Source organism: Kitasatospora sp. NPDC114501 (genome assembly GCF_055633695.1).
The window spans coordinates 168,252-190,368 of record NZ_JBVKDS010000017.1 but is presented as its reverse complement, the minus strand read 5'-3'; the positions used below and the strand labels follow the sequence as shown (position 1 = coordinate 190,368).

Annotated in this window: 18 protein-coding genes; 9 read left to right on the top strand and 9 right to left on the bottom strand. The window is 74.8% G+C overall.

Features of this window, described 5'->3' with window-relative positions; translation table 11 throughout:
• Window positions 1-12 precede the first annotated feature (12 nt).
• The gene (locus ACZ7RU_RS29505; RefSeq protein WP_470344010.1) at window positions 13-1,632 is read left to right on the top strand and encodes an alpha-amylase family glycosyl hydrolase; all 1,620 of its coding nucleotides are present in this window, start codon (window positions 13-15) and stop codon (window positions 1,630-1,632) included.
• Between the two features lie 181 nt (window positions 1,633-1,813).
• Window positions 1,814-2,866: an ABC transporter permease gene (locus tag ACZ7RU_RS29500; protein WP_470344009.1), complete on the top strand. Its 1,053-nt coding sequence runs from the start codon at window positions 1,814-1,816 to the stop codon at window positions 2,864-2,866.
• A gap of 145 nt (window positions 2,867-3,011) precedes the next feature.
• Here ACZ7RU_RS29500 and ACZ7RU_RS29495 read toward each other — a convergent pair whose 3' ends face one another.
• Both ACZ7RU_RS29495 and ACZ7RU_RS29490 read right to left on the bottom strand, forming a co-directional pair.
• Window positions 3,012-4,232 (bottom strand): CaiB/BaiF CoA transferase family protein, encoded by a 1,221-nt coding sequence (locus ACZ7RU_RS29495; RefSeq protein WP_470344008.1) that lies wholly within the window; start codon window positions 4,230-4,232, stop codon window positions 3,012-3,014.
• Window positions 4,229-5,782, bottom strand: coding sequence for an APC family permease (locus ACZ7RU_RS29490; RefSeq protein WP_470344007.1), 1,554 nt, complete (start codon window positions 5,780-5,782; stop codon window positions 4,229-4,231). Before ACZ7RU_RS29490 ends, ACZ7RU_RS29495 begins: the two co-directional genes overlap by 4 nt.
• Window positions 5,783-6,018: 236 nt before the next feature.
• Here ACZ7RU_RS29490 and ACZ7RU_RS29485 point away from each other — a divergent pair, with 236 nt between their 5' ends.
• Window positions 6,019-6,771, top strand: coding sequence for a FadR/GntR family transcriptional regulator (locus tag ACZ7RU_RS29485; protein ID WP_470344006.1), 753 nt, complete (start codon window positions 6,019-6,021; stop codon window positions 6,769-6,771).
• Window positions 6,772-7,008: 237 nt separating this feature from the next.
• On the opposite strand, the gene ACZ7RU_RS29480 is transcribed toward ACZ7RU_RS29485, so the two are convergent.
• Together ACZ7RU_RS29480 and ACZ7RU_RS29475 are read right to left on the bottom strand one after the other, a co-directional pair.
• Window positions 7,009-7,743 carry a (2Fe-2S)-binding protein gene (locus ACZ7RU_RS29480; protein ID WP_470344005.1) on the bottom strand — a complete coding sequence of 245 codons (735 nt, stop codon included), beginning with the start codon at window positions 7,741-7,743 and terminating at the stop codon, window positions 7,009-7,011.
• 195 nt (window positions 7,744-7,938) lie between these two features.
• Window positions 7,939-8,520, bottom strand: coding sequence for a hypothetical protein (locus ACZ7RU_RS29475; RefSeq protein ID WP_470344004.1), 582 nt, complete (start codon window positions 8,518-8,520; stop codon window positions 7,939-7,941).
• 187 nt (window positions 8,521-8,707) lie between these two features.
• On the opposite strand from ACZ7RU_RS29475, the gene ACZ7RU_RS29470 reads away from it, so the two are divergent.
• Window positions 8,708-10,030 (top strand): sensor histidine kinase, encoded by a 1,323-nt coding sequence (locus ACZ7RU_RS29470; RefSeq protein WP_470344003.1) that lies wholly within the window; start codon window positions 8,708-8,710, stop codon window positions 10,028-10,030.
• 46 nt (window positions 10,031-10,076) lie between these two features.
• On the opposite strand, the gene ACZ7RU_RS29465 is transcribed toward ACZ7RU_RS29470, so the two are convergent.
• The gene (locus tag ACZ7RU_RS29465) at window positions 10,077-11,660 is read right to left on the bottom strand and encodes a purple acid phosphatase family protein (RefSeq protein WP_470344002.1); all 1,584 of its coding nucleotides are present in this window, start codon (window positions 11,658-11,660) and stop codon (window positions 10,077-10,079) included.
• Window positions 11,661-11,748: 88 nt separating this feature from the next.
• On the opposite strand from ACZ7RU_RS29465, the gene ACZ7RU_RS29460 reads away from it, so the two are divergent.
• Complete coding sequence (locus ACZ7RU_RS29460; protein ID WP_470344001.1) at window positions 11,749-12,438, top strand: response regulator transcription factor; 690 nt, start codon at window positions 11,749-11,751, stop codon at window positions 12,436-12,438.
• Window positions 12,439-12,766: 328 nt separating this feature from the next.
• Here ACZ7RU_RS29460 and ACZ7RU_RS29455 read toward each other — a convergent pair whose 3' ends face one another.
• A complete protein-coding gene (locus ACZ7RU_RS29455) occupies window positions 12,767-14,431 on the bottom strand; it encodes a peptide-N4-asparagine amidase (protein ID WP_470344000.1) in 1,665 nt (554 codons plus the stop codon).
• 195 nt (window positions 14,432-14,626) lie between these two features.
• Here ACZ7RU_RS29455 and ACZ7RU_RS29450 point away from each other — a divergent pair, with 195 nt between their 5' ends.
• On the top strand, window positions 14,627-15,646 hold the full coding sequence (locus ACZ7RU_RS29450) for a pseudouridine-5'-phosphate glycosidase (RefSeq protein WP_470343999.1): 1,020 nt from the start codon (window positions 14,627-14,629) through the stop codon (window positions 15,644-15,646).
• Window positions 15,647-15,649: 3 nt separating this feature from the next.
• Window positions 15,650-16,528 (top strand): carbohydrate kinase family protein, encoded by an 879-nt coding sequence (locus tag ACZ7RU_RS29445; protein ID WP_470343998.1) that lies wholly within the window; start codon window positions 15,650-15,652, stop codon window positions 16,526-16,528.
• A 37-nt stretch (window positions 16,529-16,565) separates the two neighbouring features.
• Here ACZ7RU_RS29445 and polX read toward each other — a convergent pair whose 3' ends face one another.
• Both polX and ACZ7RU_RS29435 read right to left on the bottom strand, forming a co-directional pair.
• Entirely contained in the window at window positions 16,566-18,296 is a 1,731-nt protein-coding gene (polX, locus tag ACZ7RU_RS29440; RefSeq protein WP_470343997.1) for a DNA polymerase/3'-5' exonuclease PolX, read from the bottom strand.
• 118 nt (window positions 18,297-18,414) lie between these two features.
• Window positions 18,415-19,158 carry a histidine kinase gene (locus ACZ7RU_RS29435; protein ID WP_470343996.1) on the bottom strand — a complete coding sequence of 248 codons (744 nt, stop codon included), beginning with the start codon at window positions 19,156-19,158 and terminating at the stop codon, window positions 18,415-18,417.
• A 277-nt stretch (window positions 19,159-19,435) separates the two neighbouring features.
• On the opposite strand from ACZ7RU_RS29435, the gene ACZ7RU_RS29430 reads away from it, so the two are divergent.
• Window positions 19,436-20,056: a helix-turn-helix domain-containing protein gene (locus ACZ7RU_RS29430; protein WP_470343995.1), complete on the top strand. Its 621-nt coding sequence runs from the start codon at window positions 19,436-19,438 to the stop codon at window positions 20,054-20,056.
• Window positions 20,053-21,444, top strand: coding sequence for an MFS transporter (locus tag ACZ7RU_RS29425; protein ID WP_470343994.1), 1,392 nt, complete (start codon window positions 20,053-20,055; stop codon window positions 21,442-21,444). Before ACZ7RU_RS29430 ends, ACZ7RU_RS29425 begins: the two co-directional genes overlap by 4 nt.
• Here ACZ7RU_RS29425 and ACZ7RU_RS29420 read toward each other — a convergent pair.
• A complete protein-coding gene (locus ACZ7RU_RS29420) occupies window positions 21,441-22,112 on the bottom strand; it encodes a DUF6629 family protein (protein ID WP_470343993.1) in 672 nt (223 codons plus the stop codon). The two genes, ACZ7RU_RS29425 and ACZ7RU_RS29420, sit on opposite strands and share 4 nt — an antisense overlap.
• Between the last annotated feature and the right edge of the window lie 5 nt (window positions 22,113-22,117).

Here is a 22,117-nt window from a genome sequence, read left to right as displayed (position 1 = left end):
GAGGAACCGCCCATGACCTCGACCCGCCCCGGCCCCGACTGGCTCGCCGACGCCGTGCTGTACCAGATCTACCCGCAGAGCTTCGCCGACTCCGACGGCGACGGCATCGGCGACTTCGCCGGCATCACGGAACACCTGGACCACCTCGCCTGGCTCGGCGTCGACACCGTCTGGCTGAACCCCTGCTTCGCCTCGCCGTTCCGCGACGCCGGGTACGACGTCTCCGACTACCTCACCCCCGCCCCGCGCTACGGCAGCACCGAGGACCTGGCGGCCCTGGTCGAGGCCGCCCGCCGCAGGGGCGTCCGGGTCCTGCTGGACCTGGTGGCCGGGCACACCTCCGACCGCCACCCCTGGTTCCTGGCCTCCGCCGAGGACCCGTCCGACCACCGGTACATCTGGGCCGACCGCCCGGTGGACGGCTTCGTCGCCTCGCCCGGCAGCCGCCCCGGCTGGTACCTGCCGAACTTCTTTGACTGTCAGCCGGCGCTCAACTTCGGCTACGCGCGCAGCAGTTCGGAGGAGCCCTGGCGGCAGGCGGTGGACGCGGACGGCCCGCGCGCCAACCGGGCGGAGCTGCGCGCGATCATGGCGCACTGGCTCGGCCTCGGGGTGTCCGGCTTCCGGGTGGACATGGCGTACTCGCTGGTCAAGGACGACCCGGGGAAGGTGGAGACCGCCAAGCTCTGGACCGAGCTGCGCGACTGGCTGGACCGCAACCACCCCGACGCCGCCCTGCTCGCCGAGTGGGGCGACCCGGCCGCCGCCGTCGGGGCCGGCTTCCACGCCGACTTCTTCCTGCACTTCGGCGGCGAGGACCACGGCCTGCCGTTGCGCTCGCTCTGGAACAACAACGGCGGGACGGTCGAGGAGTTCTGGCGGCAGGACTCCTGCTACTTCGACGCCGAGGGCCGGGGCACCGCGCAGCCCTTCCTGGACGCCTGGCGCTCCGCCGCCGAACTCGCCGAGGGCAGCGGGCACATCGTGCTGCCCACCTCCAACCACGACTTCTCCCGCCTGGCCGCCGGCCCGCGCACCGCCGAGCAACTCGCCCCCGCCTTCGCCTTCCTGTTCACCTGGCCCACCCTCCCGGCGGTCTACTACGGCGACGAGATCGGCATGCGCTTCCTGCCGGGCCTGCCCGACACCGAGGGCAGCGTGCTCGGCCCGCGCTTCAACCGGGCCGGCTCGCGCACCCCGATGCAGTGGACGCCAGGGCCCACCGCCGGCTTCTCCAGCGCGCCGCCCGAGCGGCTGTACCTGCCGGTCGACCCGGACCCGCACCGCCCGGACGTGCTCTCCCAGCGGGCCGACCCGACCTCGCTGCTGCACACCGTCCGGCGGCTGATCGCGCTGCGCCGGGCGCACCCCGGGCTGGGCGCGGGCGGCGGGGTGGAGGTCCGGCACGCCGCCTACCCGCTGGTGTACACCCGGGCCGGGCGGTACCTGGTGGCGGTCAACCCGCGCCGCGAGCCGGCGTCCGTACCGCTGGCGTCCGTACCGTCGGCGGGTCTGCCGGAGGGCGTCCGGCGGGTGCCGGGCGTACGGCCGCTGGAGGTGCAGGGCGTCCGGGTGGGGGACGGGCAGCTGCGGGCGGACGGGTTCTCGTACGGGGTGTTCGAGCTGGACTGACGGGCGAGCCGGTCGAAGCCCGGGCCCCGCCGGTGGGGGCGACTGGTGGGGGCCCGGCTTCCGCTTGACGTCGGATGGTTGTAAGCTGCATCGAGTTGGTTGCATTTACCATCCTCATTGGTTGTATTTGCCACCTTCACAATCAGGCTGAGAGACACCACCGGAGGACGGTACGAACCCCATGAGCACACCCCGGAACCCCGCCGCAGCGCCCACCCTGGGGCACTCGCTCAAACACCTGGCCGTCCACCTGATCACCCCGCTGCTGATGTGCCTGGGCATGGCGCTGGCCTACCAGGGCGCCTTCCACCAGCCCGAGCCGCACCACCTCAAGGTGGCCGTGGTCGGCACCACGCCGCAGGCGCAGGGCCTGGCCCAGGCGATCCAGGGCAAGGCCGGCGACGTGCTCGACGTCCGCACCGTGGCCGACCGGGCGGCCGCCGAGCAGCAGTTGCGCGACCGGGACCTGGTGGGCGCCTTCGTCCCGGACGCCAGGAGCCCCGAGCTGATCGTCGCCAAGGGGAACTCGGACACCTCGGTGGTGGCCGCCACGGCCGTGTTCACCAACGTCACCGACCAGCAGGGCGTGCCGCTGCACGTCACCGACCTGACCACCCCGGCGAAGGGCGACCCGACCGGACAGGGCCTGTTCTTCCTGCTGGTCGCACTGAGCATCGGCTCCTACGCCAGCGTCGCGGTGATCGGCGCGGCCGGCGCGGGGCTGGCCATGAGGGTCCGGGCGCTGGTCGGGGTGGCGGTCTCGCTGGTGGTCAGCGTGATCGGCATCGTCACCGCCGGTCCGGTCTTCCACGTCGTCGACCACGACTACGCCGCGATCTGGGCGCTCGGCTGGCTCTACTCGGCGGGCATCGTGCTGATCGGCATCGGCCTGCACAGCTTCCTGAAGAAGTGGACCACGCTGGCCCTGATGGTGCTGTTCGTGATGCTGAACTTCACCTCCTCCGGCGGCATCTACCGGCCCGAGCTGCAGAACGGGTTCTTCGGCGGCCTGCACGGCTTCTGGACGGGCGCCGGGTTCATGGAGGGCGCGCGCAGCGTCATGTACTTCGACGGTGGGGCGGGCCTCGGCGGGCACGTCGTGACCCTGCTGGTCTGGCTGCTGCTCGGCGGGGCCGCCCTGGTGGCCGCCGCGATGTACGAGGGCCGCGGGCGCCGTCCGGTGGAGACGGCGGAGGAGGCCGAGGAGGAGATGGAGGAGGCGGTCGCGGTCTGACCGCACGCCTGGGAAGGGCTTCATCCTCGGAAGGGCTTCACCCGGCGCCACGGGCATCGGCACCGGGTGGGATCGGCGGCCCGCGGCCGGCTCTGGACAAGCCGGACGCGGGCCGCGGCGCGTGCCGGGACGGACCTGGCGGTGCTCAAGGTCCTTGGCGCGGGTGCCGGTCGGGCGGGTGCCGGTCGATCGCGGGCTGGTCGATCGGGTGCCGGTCGGACGGAGTGTCCAGCCAGGCGGTCAGTTCGGCGGTGTGCTCGCCGAGCCGGGGCGGGGGCAGCTGGTAGCGGGGCGGGGTGCGGGAGAGGCCGATCGGGTTGGCGACCAGGTCCAGCGGGCGGCCGTCGGGGCCCGGCAGCGGCGCCCGGGGGTGCAGGCCGAGCGAGTCGGCGAGGCTGAAGGCCTCCGCCAGGTCGTTGACCGGGCCGCAGGGCACGCCGAGCGGCGTGAGCACCGCGAACCACTCGGCGGCGGTGCGGCGTTCGAGTCGGGCGGTGAGCTCGCGGGCCAGTACGGCCACGTGGGCGACCCGGTCGGCGTTGGTGGCGAAGCGCGGGTCGCCGGCCAGTTCGGGGGCGCCGAGGCCCCGGCAGAGCGCCGCGAACTGCCGGTCGTTGCCGACCGCGACGACCAGCGGGCGGTCGGCGGTGGTGAACACCTCGTACGGGGCGACGGACGGGTGGCGGTTGCCGAGGATGCCCGGCACGACGCCGGCCAGGGTGTAGCCGGCGGACTGGTTGACCAGGCCGGAGAGCAGTGTGGAGAGCAGGTTCAGCTCCACCAGCTGGCCCCGGCCGGTGCTCTCGCGCTCGCGCAGCGCGGCCAGTACGCCGACCGCCGCGTGCAGCCCGGTCAGCACGTCCACCAGCGCGACGCCGGCCTTCACCGGCTCGCCGGGGCCCGGGCCGGTCACCGACATCAGTCCGCCGACGGCCTGCACCAGCAGGTCGTAGCCGGGCAGTTCGGCCCCCTTGCCGGAGCCGAAGCCGGTGATCGAGCAGTAGACCAGCCGAGGGTTGAGGGCCTGGGCGCGGTCCGGGCCGAGGCCGTGGCGGGCCATCGTGCCGGGGCGGAAGTTCTCCACCAGCACGTCGGCGCGGCGGACGAGTTCGACGGCGCGGGCGTGGTCGGCCGGGTCGCGCAGGTCCAGGGCGAGGGAGCGCTTGTTGCGGTTGACGGAGAGGAAGTAGGTGGCCTCGCCCTGGGCGTGCGGCGGGCCCCAGGCGCGGGTGTCGTCGCCGGTGCCGGGCTGCTCGACCTTGATGACGTCGGCGCCGAGGTCGGCCAGCAGCATGGTGAGGTAGGGCGCGGCCAGGACCCGGCCGAAGTCGGCGACCAGGACGCCGTCCAGCGGGAGGCCGGTCATGCCCGCTCCCCGGTCGCCCCGGCCGCGGTCGCCCCGGCTCCGGTCGTCTCCGTGCCCGTCGTCCCGGCCGCGGCCGTGGCGTCGCCCGAGGGGGCGTCGCCACGCAGGTGCGGGCGGGCCAGCAGCAGGTAGAGGCCGCCGGCCGCGAGCACGACCACCGCCGAGAGCAGCACCAGGTAGTTGTCGTACCAGGCGGCGTCCGGGGTCCGGCCCCAGCAGATGTTGACGATCGCGGCGACGCCGTAGACCAGCGCGCCGATGTTCACCGCCAGGCCCCAGCGGCCGAGCCGGAAGTCCCCGCTCGGGCGCCAGCCGCGCAGCCGGGCCCGCAGGGCGGCCAGCACCACCATCTGGAAGGCCAGGTAGATGCCGATGCTGGAGAAGGAGATGATCTTCGTGAGGGCGCCCTCGGAGAGTGCCGAGGCGCCCACGATGATCACACCGGGCAGTGCCGCCGCGAGCAGCAGCGCGTACGGCGGCACCCGCAGCCGGTCCGAGACGGTGGCCAGCAGCCGGCTGCCCGCGATCATCCGGTCCCGGGCGAAGGAGTACGTGAGCCGGCTGGCCGCCGCCTGGAGGCTCAGCACGCAGGAGAGGAAGGAGATCAGCACCACGGCGATCACCACCCGGGCGCCGGTCGCGCCGAAGGCGTCGTGCAGCACCCCGGCCACCGGGTCCGCGTCGTCGCCGGAGACCACCGCGCCGATGTCCCGGATCGACATCACCAGGGCCAGGCTGACGCCGATCGCCGCCGCACCGCCGACGTAGATGGTGCGCCGCATCGACTTGGGAATCTGTCGACCCGGGTCGGGCACCTCCTCGGCGACGTCGCCGCAGGCCTCGAAGCCGAAGAACAGGAAGACCGCGATCAGCCCGGCGGCCAGGAAGGCGTCGGTGTAGTCGCCGTCGCCGCCCGCGCCGAAGCGGTCGAGGACCACGCCGAGCCCGTGGTAGCGGTGCGTCAGCAGCAGCCAGGCGCCGACCGCCAGGGCGCCGACCAGCTCGGCGGCGAACCCGAACACGGCCGCCGCCGACAGCACCCGGGTGCCGCCCAGGTTGATCACGGTGGCGAGCGCCAGCAGGCCGAGCGCGCACCAGACGGTCGTCGCGGTGCTCGGCTCGACGCCCAGCAGGGCGGCCACGTACGGGCCGGCGCCGTAGGAGACCGCCGCGATGGTGGACATCAGCGCCAGCAGGTAGACCCAGCCGGTCAGCCAGCCCCAGGTGCGGCCCCAGAGCCGGCGCGCCCAGGGGTACACCCCGCCGGCCACCGGGAACTGGGCGACCACCTCGCTGAACACCAGGGCCACCAGCAGCTGGCCGAGGCCCGCGATCACGAAGCTCCAGAGCATCGGCGGCCCGGCGGTCCGGAGCGAGGAGGCGAAGAGTGTGTACACGCCGACGACGGGGGACAGATAGGTGAAGCCGAGCGAGAAGTTCGCCCAGAGGCTCATGTCGCGTTTGAACTCGGAGGTGTAGCCGAGGGCGGCGAGCCGTTCGGCGTCCGGGTCGGGGGAGCGGACGGTGGCACGTGCACTGGCATCGGTCATGACCAGCTCCTGGGAACGTGTCGTGATGCGGGGGAGCGCTACGGGGTGATGCTCGGGCGAAGGCTGCGGGAAAACATAGGAGATTGAGTTTCCAGCGGCAAGAGTGCGTGCTCGACCGGGGGTACCCTGCGGGAAACGTCCGCGCGCGGACGGCGAGACGGTGAGACGGCGATGGAGACGGCGGTGACGGCGACGGCGGTGACGGCGATCCGGCGCGCCCGCGAGGAGGGGTGCGTGTGACGACCATCGGCAGTGCGACCCCGCTGCTCAGCGCCGTCCTCGCACCGCTCGCCGACCTCGGGCGCGCCGACGCGGTGGCCCGCCGGATCACCGAGGCGATCGCCCTCGGGCTGGTCGCCGACGGGGACCAGCTGCCCAGCGAGAACGACCTGGCCGACCAGCTCGGCGTCGCCAACGGCACCGTCCGCGAGGCCCTCGCGCTGCTCCGCGAGGCCGGTCTGATCGAGACCCGGCGCGGCCGCAACGGCGGCAGCTTCGTCCGCACCTCCACCGGGGGCTCCGAACACCTCCAACTCGCCCGGCTGCGCGACCTCGCCACCGTGGACCTGCGCGACCTCGGCGACGAGGAGCTGGCCGTCTTCGGCACCGCCGCCCGGCTCGCCGCCGAACGGGCCCCGGCCGACCTGGGCCCCAGGCTCACCCGACTGGTGCACGACCTGCGCGACGCCGCCGGGCCCGCCGAGCGGCGCCGCGCCGACGCCCGCTTCCACATCGAACTCGCCGTCGCCGCCCAGTCGGTGCGGCTCACCCAGCTCGCCGTCCGGCTCCAGGCCGAACTCGGCCCGCTGCTCTGGCTGCCCGCCCCGTACGGGCCGGACCAGTCGTGCTTCGCCGAGCAGCACCGGGAGATCCTGGTCGCCGTGCTGGCCGGAGACGCGGCCGGCGCCCGGGCCGCCGCCGAGGCCCATGCGGTGGCCTGCGTGCGCCATCTCGTGCGGCGGCACCTGGAGTTGGCGGACGACGGCTGATCCGGGGCCGTCCCACCGTTCCGCCCGCCCCGCTCCCGCCCCGCACTTCCCGTCGCCGTCGACGCGCTGCCCAACGAACTGGACGGCCTCCGGGCAGCCGCGGCCGGCTGCTGGACCCGGGCGGCCGGTGACGCGACGGCCCGTTGCCGCCGAACTCGCCGTGGTGCGCGGGGCCGGGCCGTGGTGCGCGGCTGGGACCGCGACGGCGTGCCGATATGACCTTCGTTTGTGAAGGTATTAGTCCTTCCGCTTGGCGCGGCCGGGCGGCGTGCTGAAGCAGCAGTCCCCGCAGAGCCCGGCACCCGGACCCACCCGGTAGTAGAGGCAGCAGCTGGTCCGCCGGAACGCCGTGCCACGCGGCCCGGTGTGCAGGGTTCCCGATCCGGCCAGCGGCGGACGGTCCAGCAGCTCCGCGACCAACGCCCGTGCGGCGCCCGGCGCATGGACGTCCAGCACCCGCAGCGTCCCGGCCAGCGCTGAAGCGGCGTTGCCGAGCAGCAGCCGCGGCGAGAGCGGGGCGGCGGCCCGGACGGCGGCCGCCAGCGGCTCCAACTGGCCCGACAGGACGCGCTGGTGGAGCTGGTCGGCGAGCGTTCCGGCGGCCGGGTGGGCGGGCTCCGCCGGGGTCCACAGATCGAGCGGGCCCTGATCCGGGATCCGGACCCAGGCCCGCTCCAGGGTCGGGACCGTACCCAGCAGGACGGCCGAGCCCAGCCCCACCGACCAGAAGCGGGCCGCCAGCCCCAGATGCAGGATCGAGGCGGCGACCCGCAGTTCGGCGGTGCCGAGCCGCTGCGCCACCACCCGCAGCCGGGCCGCCAGCGGCGCGTCCGGCCCGGTGCCGTACAGCTCGGTCAGCGGCCGGAAGCCCTCGGGCGGTCGTGCGGCCGGGGAGGTGTCCAGCGTGAAGTACGGTCCGACGGCGGCGAGTCGGGCGAAGTCCGGCGTCCGCCGGTCCGGTGCGGGGTTCAACGGCCGTCCCCTGTGCGGTCGTCGGACCCCGCTGCCGGTGGCGGGACGGTCTGGCGGTCGAGGGACAACGGGGCCTCCGGTTCTGCGGGCGCTCGGGCGGTGGTGGACGGCTCCCGCCCGTCGCCTCGCCCGTCGTCCCGTCCGTCGTCCTGCTCGATGCCGGAGAGGACCCTGGCAGGCCCGGTCGGCCGGGTGTCAGCCGCGCACGGAGAAGTCACCACTGGTCGTGCGGATGAACGGTACCGTGCCCTGGCAGTCCGACACCGGCTGGCCGAACGCGCCCCAGACCCAGCCCATCCGGTCCCCGCGCCGCCCGTTGTCCTCCATCGAGAGCGCGACCTTCTGGCCGACCAGCTCCAGGCCCGGGAACCAGGGCGCCTCGCCCTTGGTGATCACCCCGGTGGCGACCGCCTCCCGGCCGCCGACGGCCAGGCAGCTGATGTCGCCCTCGAAGTCGGCGACCAGCCGGCCGTCGGTGTGCACGTGCCGGACGTGGAAGTGGCCCGTGGTGCTGCGCGGATCGGTGTTGGTGGTGGCGCGGGCGTCCACCGAGATCTTCACCGGGTCGCCGTCGAAGCCCTGGAAGGCTGCGGTGAGGACGGTGTTGCCGGTGCCGCGCACGCTCACCGGTCCGAAGTCGTCGGCCGCGGCGGCCGGTTCGGCGCTGGACGCCGGTGCGGTGCCCGCCGGTGCGGCGACGGCGGCCGGCGCGGTGGTGGCGGCCGTCGCCCCCAGCAGGAGGAGCGAGACTGCGGCGGTGGCAAGGCGGCGGTTCATGGCGGTTCGTGTCTCCTTCGGCGCGGTTTTCCGACGTCACCGAGCATGCTCCGGCCCGGCCGCGCGGACCTCCCGCTGCGGAGGGGAGTCGAGGGACGGGCCGTTCCTTCCGGAGGAGGAGACCGCCTCCCCCGGGAGAGCTGCCCGTCGGACCGGCCGGCGGGAGCCGCCCCGTAGGCTCGGCCGGGTGCGTACCGAGCTTCCCCTCGTCAGCCCCGACTCCTCGCGGCCGCGGCAGCGGTCGCGGTCGGCCCGGCTCCGCCGGCGCCTGGCCGCCGGCTCCGCGTTCGCGCTGCTGGTGCCCGTCGTGCTGGCGCAGCCGGACGCCCGATGGGCGGCCGTGCTGCTCGCGCTGACGGCGGTGTTCACCGCGGTGGTGGCGCTGCTGCCGTGGCCCGCCGGGCGGATCACGCTCGGTGCGGCCGCCGGTGCGGTGGCCGGGGTCTCGCTGCTGGTCGACCTGGTCTACCCGGGGCCGTACCGGCTTCCCGCGCTTTGGCTGCCCTTCGAGTGGCTCGCCCTGCTCGGGCTGCTCTTCCGGGCCGTCCGCCGGCTGCCCGACCGCTCGGTCGCGGTGGTCGGCGGGCTGGTCGGGCTCGCGGCCCTGCTGCTGCCGCTGCGCTTCGCCCTGAGGATGCCGCAGGGCGGCGCCGCCGGGCCGGTGGGCGGGGTGCTGGTCTCGCTGCTGCCGCTGCTCGGTGTCGCGGGCGCGGCCCTCTACCTGCGCGTCCTGGACGCCCGCCGGGAGCGGGCGGTCGCCCGGGCCCGGCGCGAGCAGCGGCTGGAGGTGGCCCGGGGGCTGCACGACTTCGTGGCGCACGAGATCACCGGCATCGTGCTGGAGGCCCAGGCCGGCCAACTCCCGGGCCAGGAGCCGGAGGAGACCACCGCACTGCTGCGCAGGCTGGAGGAGGCCGGGCTACGGGCCCTGGACTCGATGGACGAGATGGTCGGCGCCCTCCGCGAGCCGGGCGGCCAGGGCGGCCGGAGCGGCGATGGAGGCGACGGCGGCGACGGCCGGGACGGCGAGGGTGGCCGGGACGGCGGGCCGGCCGAGCGGGCCGACGGCGCGACCACGCGCCGCCTGGGCGTGGCCGACCTCCCCGAGCTGGTCGCCCGCTTCGGTGCCACCGGCGGCGGCGCCCTGCGCGCCACCGCCGAGCTGGCGCCCGGCGCCGCCGGCCGGCTCTCCGCCGAGGCCGAGGCGACCGCCTACGCCGTCGTCCTGGAGTCCCTCACCAACATCCGCCGGCACGCCCCGCAGGCCACCGAGGTCACCGTCCGGGTGGCCCCCGGCGAGGACGGCGCCGTCGAGCTGACCGTCACCGACGGCGGCGGCCCCGCCCGCAGGCCGCTGCTGCGCCGCCCCGGCGCCGGCGGCACGGGCCTGGCCGGGCTCGCCGCCCGCGTCGCCGCCCACGGGGGTTCGCTGACCGCCGGCCCGGGCACGCCCGAGGGCTGGCGGGTCGACTGCTCCCTGCCGGGACTGCCGGGACTGCCGGGCCGCTGAGGCGCCGCTCGGGGCCCGGCCGCCGCCGCTTCCGGGTACCTCGGGGTCAGTGCCCCCGGCCGCCGCCGCGGGTGCCGCGCGGGCGGGTCAGGGTGAAGCGGTCGACCGGGACGAGGTCCCCGTATGGGCCGCTGACGGAGTAGTAGGTGACGCCGATGGTGGTCTGCCCGTTGCGGCCGCCCGGGTCGACGTCGAAGGACGCGAAGCCGTAGGGGTTGTCGGCGTCCCGGAAGGCGGACCAGGGGGCGTCCTCGATCACGTACACCGGCGGGCGCTTGCCGGTGGCCGGGTCGGCGGCGCCGACGCCGGTGATCACCCGGGCCTTGGCGGGGCTGAAGAAGAGCTGGTTGGACGGGGCCGAGGTGCCGCCGCCGCCGATGACCATGTGGACGGTGCCCTTGGTGGTGTCGATGGTCCCGGTGCCGGTGGAGACCGGGATCGGCGTACGGGTGTCGGTCGGCTGCTGGCCGCGGATCGGGTGCGAGCGCTCGTAGTGGTGCTCGTGGCCGCAGACCACCAGGTCCACGCCGTACCTGTCGAACAGCGGCACCCAGGTCTCGCGGATCCCGAGGTCGGCGCCGTTGAACCTGTCGGCGGTGGAGATCACCACCTGGTGCATGCAGACCACGATCCAGTCGATCCCGGGATCCGCGTTGGCCGCGATCAACTCCTGCTCCAGCCAGCGCTGCTGGGCGCCGCCGGAGTAGCCGTGGACGTAGCTGTTGCCGCCGTCCTGGTAGGCCACGTCGTCGTTGTTGAGGCTGATCACCCGCACCGAGCCGGCCGTGAACGAGTACCACAGGCCGCGCGTCTCGGCGTCCGAGCGGGCGTCCGGCAGCTCGAAGTACGCCTGGTAGGCGCCGAAGCCGATCGGCCCGTTGCCCTTCTCGTTCTCGTGGTTGCCCGCCGCGGGCATCCAGGGGCGGTGGCGGGCCGAGCGGCTGTTGTTCTCGAACCAGTCGGACCAGGTGCGGACCCGGTCGGTGGCGATGTTCGCGTAGCAGAGGTCGCCGTTGAGCAGGTGGAACAGCGGGGCGATCCGCTCGACCCCGGCGGTGGTGTCGCCGGCGGCGGGGCTGCCGAGGTTGTCGTTGACGTAGCCGTTGGCGGTCTTCCGGCCGAGGGTGGGGGTGCCCTGGTCGCCGAAGCTGGTGAAGGTGAAGGCGGACCGCCCGCGCGGGGCGGTGCGGACGGTGCCGAGCTCGGGGGTGGTGCCGTCGTGGACGGCGGCGTAGACGTAGTCCGTGTCGGCGTGCAGGCCGGTCAGCCGGGCGTGGTGCACCTGGACCTCGGTGCCGGAGGCGGCGTCCCGGTAGGTGCGGGTCGCGGCCTGGACCGTCCGGCCGAAGCCGCTGTTCGAAGTCCCGTACGTCACACGCGGGTTGCCGACGGACGTGGTGGTGTGCCAGGAGACCACCACCTCGCGCGAGGCGTCCGAGCCGAACTGGAGGTGCAGGCCGGCCACTCGCGGCGCGCCGGAGCGGCCCGGCCGCTGCCAGAGCACCGGGGAGGCGGCGGCGGGGGTGGCCGGGATGCCGGAGAGGGACACGGCACCGCCGAGGCCGACGCCGGTCGCGCCGGCCAGGAGGCCTCGCCGGCTGACGGAGGGACGTCCACTGGAATCGTTCATGGCGGCCAGCCCACCGGACGAAGGTGAACCGCGCCGGTTCCGCGGCGTGAACTTTCCCGTCCGGCGGCCGTGCGCGACACTGCTGGGCGTGACGAGTACGAACGGCGAGGTCCCGCGGGTGATCCGCACCCTGATCGCGGACGACCAGGAGGCCGTCCGGCGCGGTGTGCGGCGGATCCTGACGGCCCAGCCGGACATCGAGGTGGTGGGGGAGGCGGCGGACGGGCTGGCCGCGCTGGAGCTGGCGGCCCGACTGCGGCCGGACGTCGCGCTGGTGGACATCCGGATGCCGCGGATGGACGGGCTGGAGCTGACCCGGCGGCTGGCCGGGCCGGAGGTGGCGGAGCCGGTGCGGGTGGTGGTGCTGACCACCTTCGACCTGGACGAGTACGTGTACCCGGCGCTGCGGCACGGGGCGTCCGGCTTCCTGCTGAAGCGTTCCGGCCCGTCCCTGCTGGCCGAGGCGGTGCGGGCGGCGGCGGACGGGGAGAGCCTGATCAGCCCGTCGGTCACCGTCAGGCTGCTGCGGCACGTGACGGCGCCGCGCCGCCCGGAGCGCCGGCGGCCGGCGCCGGTGGTACCGCTGACCGAGCGGGAGGTGGAGATCGCCGGGCACGTCGCGGCGGGCCGCACCAACGCGGACATCGCCGCGGAACTGTTCATCTCGCCGGGGACGGTGAAGACCCACGTCGCCAGCATCCAGCGCAAGCTCGGGGTGGCGAACCGGGTCGGGATCGCGGTGCACGCCTGGGAGATGGGCTGGGCGGGGGCGCGCTAGCCCGGCGGTGCCGGGGCGCGGACGCGGAAGCGCGCGCCCACGGGGCCGAGGGGATGCTCCGTGGACGCGCGGAACCTGCGAGGTGGGGGTGGCCTCCGGACGTGACGTCCTCCGGCCGGTAGTTCGATCGTCGACCGAGGTAGTTCCAGCGGCAGACCCTGATCCGTCTCGATCCGTCGCCACTGCCTCCTGCGGTCGAACTTCCTTCAGCTACCTCGCAGGTCCATCTCCCATGATGCGCCTCCTACGGGTCGTGCACCAGAGGTGAGCGGCACGAATCGGAACAATTTTCGCAACTCGGGCCATGGTGCTGTCATGGCGCTCGCCGTCAGGGGCTCGGCCAGCCGTCCACGAAGCTCAGCGTCCGCTGGTACGGCCCCTCGGGACCGGTGCTGCGGTACTCCTCGGTGCTGCTGCCGGTCCGTACGGTGCGGTCTCCGTCGTGCCGCCGCGCGGTGGGGCGCAGGGTGTGGTCGACGGTGGAGCTCTCGGTGACGTGGCCGCCGGTCGCCGCGGTGGCCTGGCGGTGGTAGCCGAGGACCATGGCGGTGGTCTGGTCGGTGTTGCCGGCCGCGTCGCGGCTCACCCGGTAGCTGACGTCCAGCGGTTCGCCCTCGTGCACGGTGGTGGTGCGGTGCGGGCCGTCGCCCCAGGTGGCGGTGGTGCGGGTGAGGTCGGTGCCGTTGTGCAGGGTCACGTCGTTGCCGCCGTCGCGCAGTTGCTGGCCGGAGCGGAAGGCCAGTTCGTCGCGGACCTCGGTGGTGATCCGGCCGTGCGAGGTCTGCACCCAGCCCCGGGCGAGGTCGTTCCGGGCGGCGGTGACCGTCCAGTCGCCGCTGCCGCCGCCGTGGTCGGCGAGGTCGGTGGCGACGGCGGCCTCCGGGGCGACCCGGTGCTCGGTGAGCTGTCCGGTGGTGCGGGCGGCGCCGTGGTCGGTCTCGGCGAACAGGTTGACCTGGCCGGTCCAGACGTCGTTGCTCTGCGCCTCGGCGGTGTTCACGACGACGCCCACGGTGTGCGGCCGGCCGTCCAGCAGCAGCCCGACGTACGGCGTGAGGTCGAGCCGGTAGGCGGGCAGGTCGAAGGCGAATACGCCGGGTACGGGTCGCCAGAGCAGCGGGTCCCAGCCGCCGGTGTAGATCACCGGGTACGGCCAGACCGCGCCGGCCACCCGGCCGTCGACGGTCAGCCGGAGCTCGCGGAACGGGCCCTTGCCGCAGATGCCGCTGCCCGGGTTGGCGGCGGCGAAGGCGTCCGGTGCGGAGGCGTACGCGAACTCCTCGCAGGCGCCGCCGCCCCGGGCGTAGACCTCGGCGGTGAGGCGTTCGAGGTTCTGCGGGAAGGTGAGTTCGCGCCCGGCGGCGGGGGCGGCCTGGGTGAGCCCGAAGGGTCCGGTGGTGAGCAGCCGGTCGGCGGTGCGGGCGGCCGGCCAGTGGTCGTCCGCGGTGTAGAAGGTCAGGCTCGCGCTGATCGTGAAGACGCCGGTGTAGGTGGCGTCGGTGACGTTGGCGAGGTCGAAGGAGAACTCCTGCGGGCCGCCCGCGAACAGCGGGGCGTAGCGGGTCACGTCGTGCTCGACGCTCCAGGCGATGCCGTCCTTGGACGGCTCCGGGGTGGAGGACAGGAGCACCTGGACGCCGCCGACGCGGACGCTGAAGATCCGGTCGAACTGCCGCCCGGCGACCTGTCCGTGGAGGTCCAGGACCACCGCCGACCAGGCCCCGGCGCAGTCGGCGGGCGGGGTGAGGGTGGCGTTGTACGGGGTGTCCGGCGGGTTGCCGTACCCGTTGCGGAACGCGCGCTCGTGCATCACCTCGACGGTGCAGGAGCGGGTGTCGGGGCGGGTTAGCGGCTTGGTGGCGGTGACCGGGTCGTGGTAGTCGGTGCCGTAGTCGGCACGGGCCGGGCCGGCGGCGGTGAGGGTGCCGGCCAGGGTGAGGACGGCGGCGCCGATCAGACCGGCGGCGCGGCGGAGCAACGGGCGCAGGGCCAAGGCGGGTTCCCGGGGTCGGGCGGCCCGCGGACGGTGCCGCGGGCCGGGCGGATGATCCGGGAATCCTTCCGGGGGTGGCATGTTGGCGTCAAGGATTCCGGGGTCAGCTCGTCGGCCTCTGGATTCCGGTGTGAACCCTCCCTACGCTGAGCCCGTTGCCCCTCCGCAGTGGCACCCTCACAGAGAGTTCGCATCATGACCGGACTTCAGCCCAGCACCGCTCCCGCCGTCCAGGTCTCCGAGGAGGTCGCCCGGGCCGTCGCCGACGGCCGGCCGGTGGTCGCCCTGGAGTCGACCATCTTCACCCACGGACTGCCGCGGCCCCGCAACCTGGACGTCGCGCTGGAGGCGGAACAGCGGCTGCGGGCGGCGGGCGTCGTCCCGGCCACGATCGGGGTGCACGCCGGGGTGCCCACGGTCGGGCTGAGCACCGGGCAGATCGCCGAACTGTCCACCACCGACGGCCTGGACAAGGTGAGCCTGCGCGACCTGCCGGTGGTCGCCGCGTTCGGCCGGCACGGCGGTACCACCGTCGCCGCCACCGCCTTCCTCGCCCACCGCGCGGGCATCCGGGTCTTCTCCACCGGCGGCCTCGGCGGGGTGCACTTCGGCGCCTCGGAGAGCTTCGACGAGTCGGCCGACCTGACCGCCCTGGCCGCCACCCCGGTCACCGTGATCAGCGCGGGCGTGAAGTCCATCCTCGACATCCGGGCCACCCTGGAGCGCTTCGAGACGTACAACGTCCCGGTCATCGGCTACCGCACGCGCAAGTACCCCGGCTTCTACGTCACCGACTCCGGCCACGAGATCAACTTCAGCGTCGAGTCGCCCGAGCAGGCCGCCAGGGTCATCGAGTCCCGTGACCGGCTCGCGCTGCCGCAGGCCGTACTGATCGCCAACCCGGTCGACCCGGCCAAGCAACTGCCGCCGGAGGAGCTGGACGGCATCCTGGCCCGCGCCCGGGCCGAGGCCGAGCGCCAGGGCGTCACCGGCAACGCCTCGACGCCGTTCCTGCTCGACTTCATCCAGCGGGACACCGGCGGGCGCAGCCTGGAGGTCAACGTCGAGGTGTACCGGGGGAACGTCCGGCTGGGCGGGGAGATCGCGACCGCACTGGCTGCGAGGGCCGCGGGGGCGGTCTCGGACGTCGCGTCGGGGGCCTCGGCGGGTGCCTCCGGCGCGGCCCCGGCCGTCGCCGCCGAGACCGGGGCCTGACCCGTGCTGGGGGTGCTCGGCGACCTCGTCGAGGACATCGTGGTCTGGGCCGACGGCCCGCTGCGGCACGGCACCGACTCCGGCGCCCGGGTGTTCCGGCGGCGCGGCGGCAGCGCGGCCAACGTCGCCTGCTTCGCCGCGGGGCAGCACCCGGCCCGCTTCCTCGGCTGCGTCGGCGAGGACGCGGTGGGGGACGGCGTGGTCGCCGAACTGACCGGCCACGGCGTCGACGTACGGGTCTCCCGGCGCGGCCGCACCGGCAGCGTGGTGGTGCTGATCGACCAGGACGGCGAGCGGAGCATGCTGCCCGACCGGGGCGCCGCCACGCTGCTGGAGCGCGTGCCGGACGCGTGGCTGACCGGACTGACCCATCTGCACGTCCCGGCCTACTCCTTCGACGGCGAGCCGGTCGGCAGCACGGCGGTGGACGCGCTCGCCCGGGTGCGGCGGGCGGGCGGCACCACCTCGGTGGACGCCTCCTCGACCGGCATGCTGGAGAGGTTCGGCCGGGAGCGCTTCCTCGCCCTGCTGGCCGGGTTGGCGCCGACGTTCGTGTTCGCCAACCGCTCCGAGTCGGAGTACCTCGGGCTGCTGGTGGCCGGCCTGCCCGGGCCGGAACGGGCCCGGCTGGCGGCCACCACGGTGGTCACCAAGGCGGGTGCCGAGGCGACCGCCGTCGACGTGCCGGGTGAGCCGCTGGTCATGGTGCCGGTGCCGCCGGTGGCCGAGGTGCGCGACCTCACCGGGGCCGGGGACGCCTTCGCGGCGGGCTTCCTGGCCGGGTTCCTGGACACCGGGGACCTCCGGCACGCGGCCGGGGTGGGGCACCGCACTGCGGCCCGGGTGCTGGCCTCGCCCGGGGCGTCCTGCCACGGGGAGTGACGTTTCGGCGGGTACCGGCGGCACTGAGGGCCCGGGCCTACTTCGGCACCGCGTCCTTGCGGAGGAAGCGCTTCAGCTTCTGCCAGGTCCAGGTGTTGACCACGTCCTCGGCGGTGAGCCAGCCGCGCTGCGCCGTGCCGATGCCGTAGCGCGGGTAGGCGAGGTGGCCGGTGGCGTGCGCGTCGCTGTCGATCGCGAAGCGCACGCCGTGCCGCCTGGCCCGCAGGACGTCCTCGTCGCGCAGGTCGAGCCGCTGCGGGGAGCTGTTGATCTCGATCGCGGTGCCGGTGCGCGCGGCGGCCTCGAACACCGCGTCCAGGTCGACGTCGATCGGCCCGCGCCGGCCGATCCGGCGGGTGGTGAGGTGGCCGATGACGTGCACGTACGGGTTCTCGCAGGCGCGGATCAGCCGACGGGTCTGGGCGGCCCGGTCCAGGGCGAAGTGCGAGTGCACGGAGGCCACGCAGACGTCGAAGCCGGCCAGGAACTCGGGCGGCCAGTCCACCCCGCCGTCCGGGCCGATGTTCAGCTCGGTGCCGTGCAGCAGGCGCAACCGCTTGTGCCGGTCGGCGAGTCGGCGCAGCTGCTCGCGCTGGGCGAGCATCTTCTCGTCCGTCATCCGCTGCATCACCAGGTCCGGGGCGTGGTCGGTGACGGCGAAGTAGGAGTAGCCGCGGGCGGCGGCGGTGTCGATCATCTCCTCCAGGGTGGCCAGCCCGTCGGTCAGGTCGGTGTGGGTGTGCAGGTCGCCGCGCAGGTCGGACTCCTGGACCAGGTCGGGGAGCCCGCCGTCCAGCGCGGCCTCGATCTCGCCCCGGTCCTCGCGCAGCGGCGGCGGGATCCACGGCAGGCCGAGCGCCGCGTACACCTCCTCCTCGGTCTCCGAGACCACCTTGGCGCCGCCGTCGACCTCGAACAGCCCGTACTCGGAGAGCTTCAGCCCGGCCCGGACGGCCATCGTGCGCAGCTTGATGTTGTGCGCCTTCGAACCGGTGAAGTAGACCAGCGCCGCTCCCCAGTCCTCCTCCGGTAGGACCCGCAGATCCACCTGTACGCCCTGGGTGGTACGGACCGAGGTCTTGGTGCTCCCACTGCCGATCACCTCGGCGACGTAGGGGAGTTCGGTGAGCGCGGCCATCAGCGGGGCGGAGTCGTCGGCGGTCGCGAGCACGTCGATGTCGCCCACCGTCTCGCGCATCCGGCGCAGCGAGCCCGCGTACGCGCAGCGGGTGCAGCCGGGGACGGCGGAGAGCGCGGCGACCAGCTGCTCGGCCAGCTCGGTGGCGGTGTCCAGCAGGGTGCGGCCGCCGGACTGCCGCATCAGCTCGATGCCGTGCAGGATCTTCTCGCCGCTGCGCTCGCCGAAGCCGGGCAGGTCGGTGAGCTTCTCGGCACGGGCGGCCGCGGCGAGTTCCTCCACCGAGGAGATCCCGAGGTCCCGGTAGAGGGCCAGGGCGCGCTTGGGGCCGACGCTGGGGACGGCCATCATCTCCCGCACGCCGGACGGGATCTCGGCGCGCAGCGCCTCCAGGGCCGGGACGGTCCCGGTGGCGAGGTACTCGGCGATCTTCTCGGCGGTGGACCTGCCGACGCCGGGGATCTGCTGGAGACCCTTGACGTCCAGGCCGGCCAGGTCCTCGGGGTGGCCGCCGACCGCGCGGGCGGCCTTCTCGTAGGCGCGGGCCCGGAAGGCGTCCCCGCCGGTGATGTTGATCAGGTCGGCGTACTCCTGGAGCAGTTCCCTGACCTGGTCGTTGAGCCGGGGCATGGGGCAAGTCTAGGTTCGCCGGGGCGGGGCCGCCGGGTGTGCGCCCGGAGCCGGGGGTACTCCTACCGTCGTATGCGGTCAGTCGTGCGCGTTCTAGCCGTACGTCACCCGTAGGCGCTCAGTCGGACGCGACGGTCAGCAGCAGGACCACGGTCAGGCCGCCGCCGGGGGTGGTCTCCACCGCGAGCCGACCGCCCGCGGCCACCACCAGGCTGTGCAGGGCGGGCCCTGCCGGGCCGTCCGCCCGCGCGCCCGCGACCAGCCACTCGCGTGCTTCGGGCAGCTCCTGGGAGCCCTGGTCGGAGACCCGGATCTCCACCCGGCCGCGGGCCGCCACCGTCCGTCCGGGCGCCCGGACGGACGCCCGCAGTGCGGACGTTCCGCCCGCCACGTCGGCCCGGACCAGCACCCGGCCGCCGAGCGGGCTGCGTCGGATCGCGTGGTCGACCAGCCCGGCGAGGGCGGCCTCCAGCCGTCGGGCGTCCCCGGCCACCACCGGGAGCCCGGGCGCCACCCGGACCGTGACGGCCGCCGCCCGGCCGCCGCCGCGGACCACCCGGCGGACCACGTCGGCCACCTGGACGTGCCGGGCCGTCGGCTCGCAGCCGGCCTGCCGGCCGGTCCACCGCAGGCGCTCCAGCTCCGTGCGGGTGAGCGCCCTGGGCGCGGCCATCGCGCCGGGCGAGAACGGGCCGGTACCCTCCTCGGGCTCGGCGGTCGCCGACGTGGCCGTGCGCCCGGACCCGCTCCGGTGCGCCGACCCGCTCCGGCGTCCGGCGCCGCCCGCGCCGCCGTACGCGCTGAGCGCGCCGAGCGCCCGGGCCCCCGACGCGACGTAGCCCCAGAGCCTCCGGTGTGCCATCGCCTGCCCCTCGTGCTCCCCGGCGGCCGTCATCGAATCCGCGGCCGACCGTGGCGGGCCGACTTCCGGGCCCTCTCTGACAGCCTGCGCCTCGGCCGCCCGGGTGACAATCCCGCTCCGGGCCGCGGTCCGTTCCGGGGCCCCCGCCGAGCGGCCGTCCGGGCCCCCGCCGAGCGGCGGGGCCGGGGAGCCGCGGCGTAGTCCCTGGCGATGAACCGCAAAGGCTTCTTCGCAAAAATCCCTTTGCAAAGAACCCTTTGCGGTCTAGCCTCGTGCCATGACCGAAGAGCACGGCTGGAAGCACAGTGACGACCGGCGCGCCATCGCCCTCACCGCCGAGAGCATGCGGGCGATGGCCCACCCGGTGCGTCTGCAGGTGGTGGGGCTGCTGCGCAAGCATGGCCCCTCCACGGCGACGCGGCTCGCCGCGGAGCTGGGGATCAACTCCGGCGCGACCAGCTACCACCTGCGCCAGCTCGCCGCCGCGGGCTTCGTCGAGGAGGACGAGGCGCGCGGCAACGCCCGCGAGCGCTGGTGGCGTTCGGCCCACCGGGTCACGGTCTGGACGGTGGACGACATGGCCGACGACCAGCTGGGGGACGCCGCCGGCTACCTGCGGTCCGTCCTCGCCTCGCACACCCTGGCGGCCCAGCGCTCGCTGGACGCCTTCGAGGCGATGCCGAGGGACTGGCGCAAGGCGGTGAACCTGAGCGACCTCGTACTCCAGTTGACGCCCGGTGAGGCCGAGCGGCTGTCCGAGGAACTGGGCGAGGTGATCCGGCGCTACCGCTGGGTGGGCGCCGAGGGACCGGTCCCGGAGGGATCGGAGCAGGTGTCCGTCGTCGTCCACGTCCTGCCGGACCTGCGCGACGACACCGACGAGGGGGGAGCCACATGACCGGCAGCACGACCACCAGCACGAGAACCGCCGGGGGGACCACCGCGGGAGCCGCCGTCGACGAACCCGGGCGCAGCTACCGGCCGCTGGCCGGCGTGCTGACCGCCACGGCCGTCTCGGTGACCGGCACCCGCGTCTCGGCCATCGCCCTGCCCTGGTTCGTCCTGGCCACCACCGGCAGCGCCACCATGACGGGCCTGGTCGCCTTCGCCGAGATGGCGCCCTACGTGGCGGTCAAGGCGCTGACCGGGCCGGTGGTGGACCGGCTCGGGCCACGGACGGTGTCCTGGACGACGGACGCGGTCAGCGCCGTAGCGGCCGGGCTGGTCCCGCTGCTGCACGCGCGGGGGCTGCTGCCCTTCTGGGTGCTGCTGGTGATGGTCGCGGTGATCGGGGCGATGCGCGGCCCGGGGGACTTGGCCAAGTCCGTCATGGTCCCCGAGGCGGCCGACCACGCGCGGGTGCCGATGGAGCGCGCCACCGGCCTGTCCGGCGTCACCGAGCGGCTGGCCTCCACCGTCGGCCCGGCGGTCGGTGGAGGGCTGGTCGCCGCGATGGGGCCGCTGGCCGGCCTCGCGGTCAACGCGGGCACCTTCGCGCTCGGGTCGCTGATCATCGCTGCCGCGCTCCCACGCGGCATGGGGCGCTCGGCGGTGCCCGCCACGCCCGCCGGTCCGTCCGAGGGGGAGCAGCCCGCGGGCTACTGGCGGATGTTCCGGGAGGGCTTCACCTTCCTGCGCTCGGAGCCGCTGCTGCTCACCGTGATCGTGATGGTCGGCATCACCAACCTGATCGACGCCGGGTTCATCACCGTCCTCGTCCCGGTCTGGGCACGGGAGTCCGGCAACGGCCCGGCCGCCATCGGCCTGACCGCCGCCGTCATGGGCGCCACCGCCGTCGTCGGCAGTCTGATAGCGGCGGCCGTCGCCGCCCGCCTGCCCCGGCGGACGGTCTTCTTCACCGGCTTCCTCCTGTGCGGCGCACCGCGCTTCCTGGTGCTCGCCCTGGGCGCGCCGATGTGGCTGGTGCTGACGGTCTTCGCGATCGGCGGTTTCGGCTCCGGCTTCCTCAACCCGATCCTCGGCGCGGTCCTCTTCGAGCGGGTGCCCCGCCATCTGCTGGGCCGCGTCCACGCCCTGAGCGACTCCCTCGCCTGGGCCGGCATCCCGCTCGGCGGGCTGGTCGCCGGTGCGGCGGTCGCCCTGGTCGGGCTGATACCCAGCCTGATCGCGGCCGGAGCCCTGTACTTCGCCACCACGAGCCTGGCCGGGCTGCGCCCCGAGTGGCGCGAGATGGACCGCCTCCGGGGGCGCGCGGGCCGTACGGGCGGCACGGCCGTCGATCCGGATCAGGCGCACGGCGGGTCGGCAGGCCCTCGGGTCGGCTAGCGGGCCCGACCGGCGGCAGGGGCAGGCGCGCCCACCTGCCGCCGGCCCGCCCAGCGGAGCAGCAGCAGGCTGGCCAGGGCGGCGAGCGCGCACCAGGTGGAGACGAAGGCGAGGCCCCAGAGCAGGGCGCAGGCGACGGCGCCGGCGCCGATGAGGAAACCGAGACGGCGGAGCAGGCGGTCGCCGCTCACCAGGAGGGAGCCGACGGTGGCAAGGAGATAGCCGGCCAGTAGGAGCGCCGGGTACGGGATCCCGATGGCGTAGTGGAGGGTGTGACCGCGCACGGTGGCCGTCACCGGGTGGGACCCGACGGCCACGGCCAGGGGAACGGCGACCACCGCCCCGAGCAGGGCGAGCGCGGTGAGAACCCGTCGGCGTGGCCCGCTGGTCGCGCACCACACGGCGGCCGGCACCATAACGGGCAGCAACGGCAGGGCGACCACCGCCCAGGCGGTGCGGGCCGCCCCGGCGAGGCCGTCCGGCAGCCCGCCGTCCGTACCGAGCCAGACCAGCGCCTCGATCAACTGGTGCGCGCCCAGCACCACGGGGAGCGAGGCGAGCGGCAGGCGCTCGGGCCGGCCGGCCCGACGGGCGCGGACCAGGCACGCCACCCCGACGCCCGCGACCAGTCCACCGGCCACGGCGTCCGCCTGCGTGCTCCAGCACATCGCGA

Coding starts and splice junctions, on each gene's coding strand:
- ACZ7RU_RS29505 (WP_470344010.1), top strand. CDS start 13: ATGACCTCGACCCGCCCCGGCCCCGACTGGCTCGCCGACGCCGTGCTG.
- ACZ7RU_RS29500 (WP_470344009.1), top strand. CDS start 1,814: ATGAGCACACCCCGGAACCCCGCCGCAGCGCCCACCCTGGGGCACTCG.
- ACZ7RU_RS29495 (WP_470344008.1), bottom strand. CDS start 4,232: ATGACCGGCCTCCCGCTGGACGGCGTCCTGGTCGCCGACTTCGGCCGG.
- ACZ7RU_RS29490 (WP_470344007.1), bottom strand. CDS start 5,782: ATGACCGATGCCAGTGCACGTGCCACCGTCCGCTCCCCCGACCCGGAC.
- ACZ7RU_RS29475 (WP_470344004.1), bottom strand. CDS start 8,520: ATGAACCGCCGCCTTGCCACCGCCGCAGTCTCGCTCCTCCTGCTGGGG.
- ACZ7RU_RS29465 (WP_470344002.1), bottom strand. CDS start 11,660: ATGAACGATTCCAGTGGACGTCCCTCCGTCAGCCGGCGAGGCCTCCTG.
- ACZ7RU_RS29450 (WP_470343999.1), top strand. CDS start 14,627: ATGACCGGACTTCAGCCCAGCACCGCTCCCGCCGTCCAGGTCTCCGAG.
- polX (WP_470343997.1), bottom strand. CDS start 18,296: ATGCCCCGGCTCAACGACCAGGTCAGGGAACTGCTCCAGGAGTACGCC.
- ACZ7RU_RS29435 (WP_470343996.1), bottom strand. CDS start 19,158: ATGGCACACCGGAGGCTCTGGGGCTACGTCGCGTCGGGGGCCCGGGCG.
- ACZ7RU_RS29430 (WP_470343995.1), top strand. CDS start 19,436: ATGACCGAAGAGCACGGCTGGAAGCACAGTGACGACCGGCGCGCCATC.
- ACZ7RU_RS29425 (WP_470343994.1), top strand. CDS start 20,053: ATGACCGGCAGCACGACCACCAGCACGAGAACCGCCGGGGGGACCACC.
- ACZ7RU_RS29420 (WP_470343993.1), bottom strand. CDS start 22,112: ATGTGCTGGAGCACGCAGGCGGACGCCGTGGCCGGTGGACTGGTCGCG.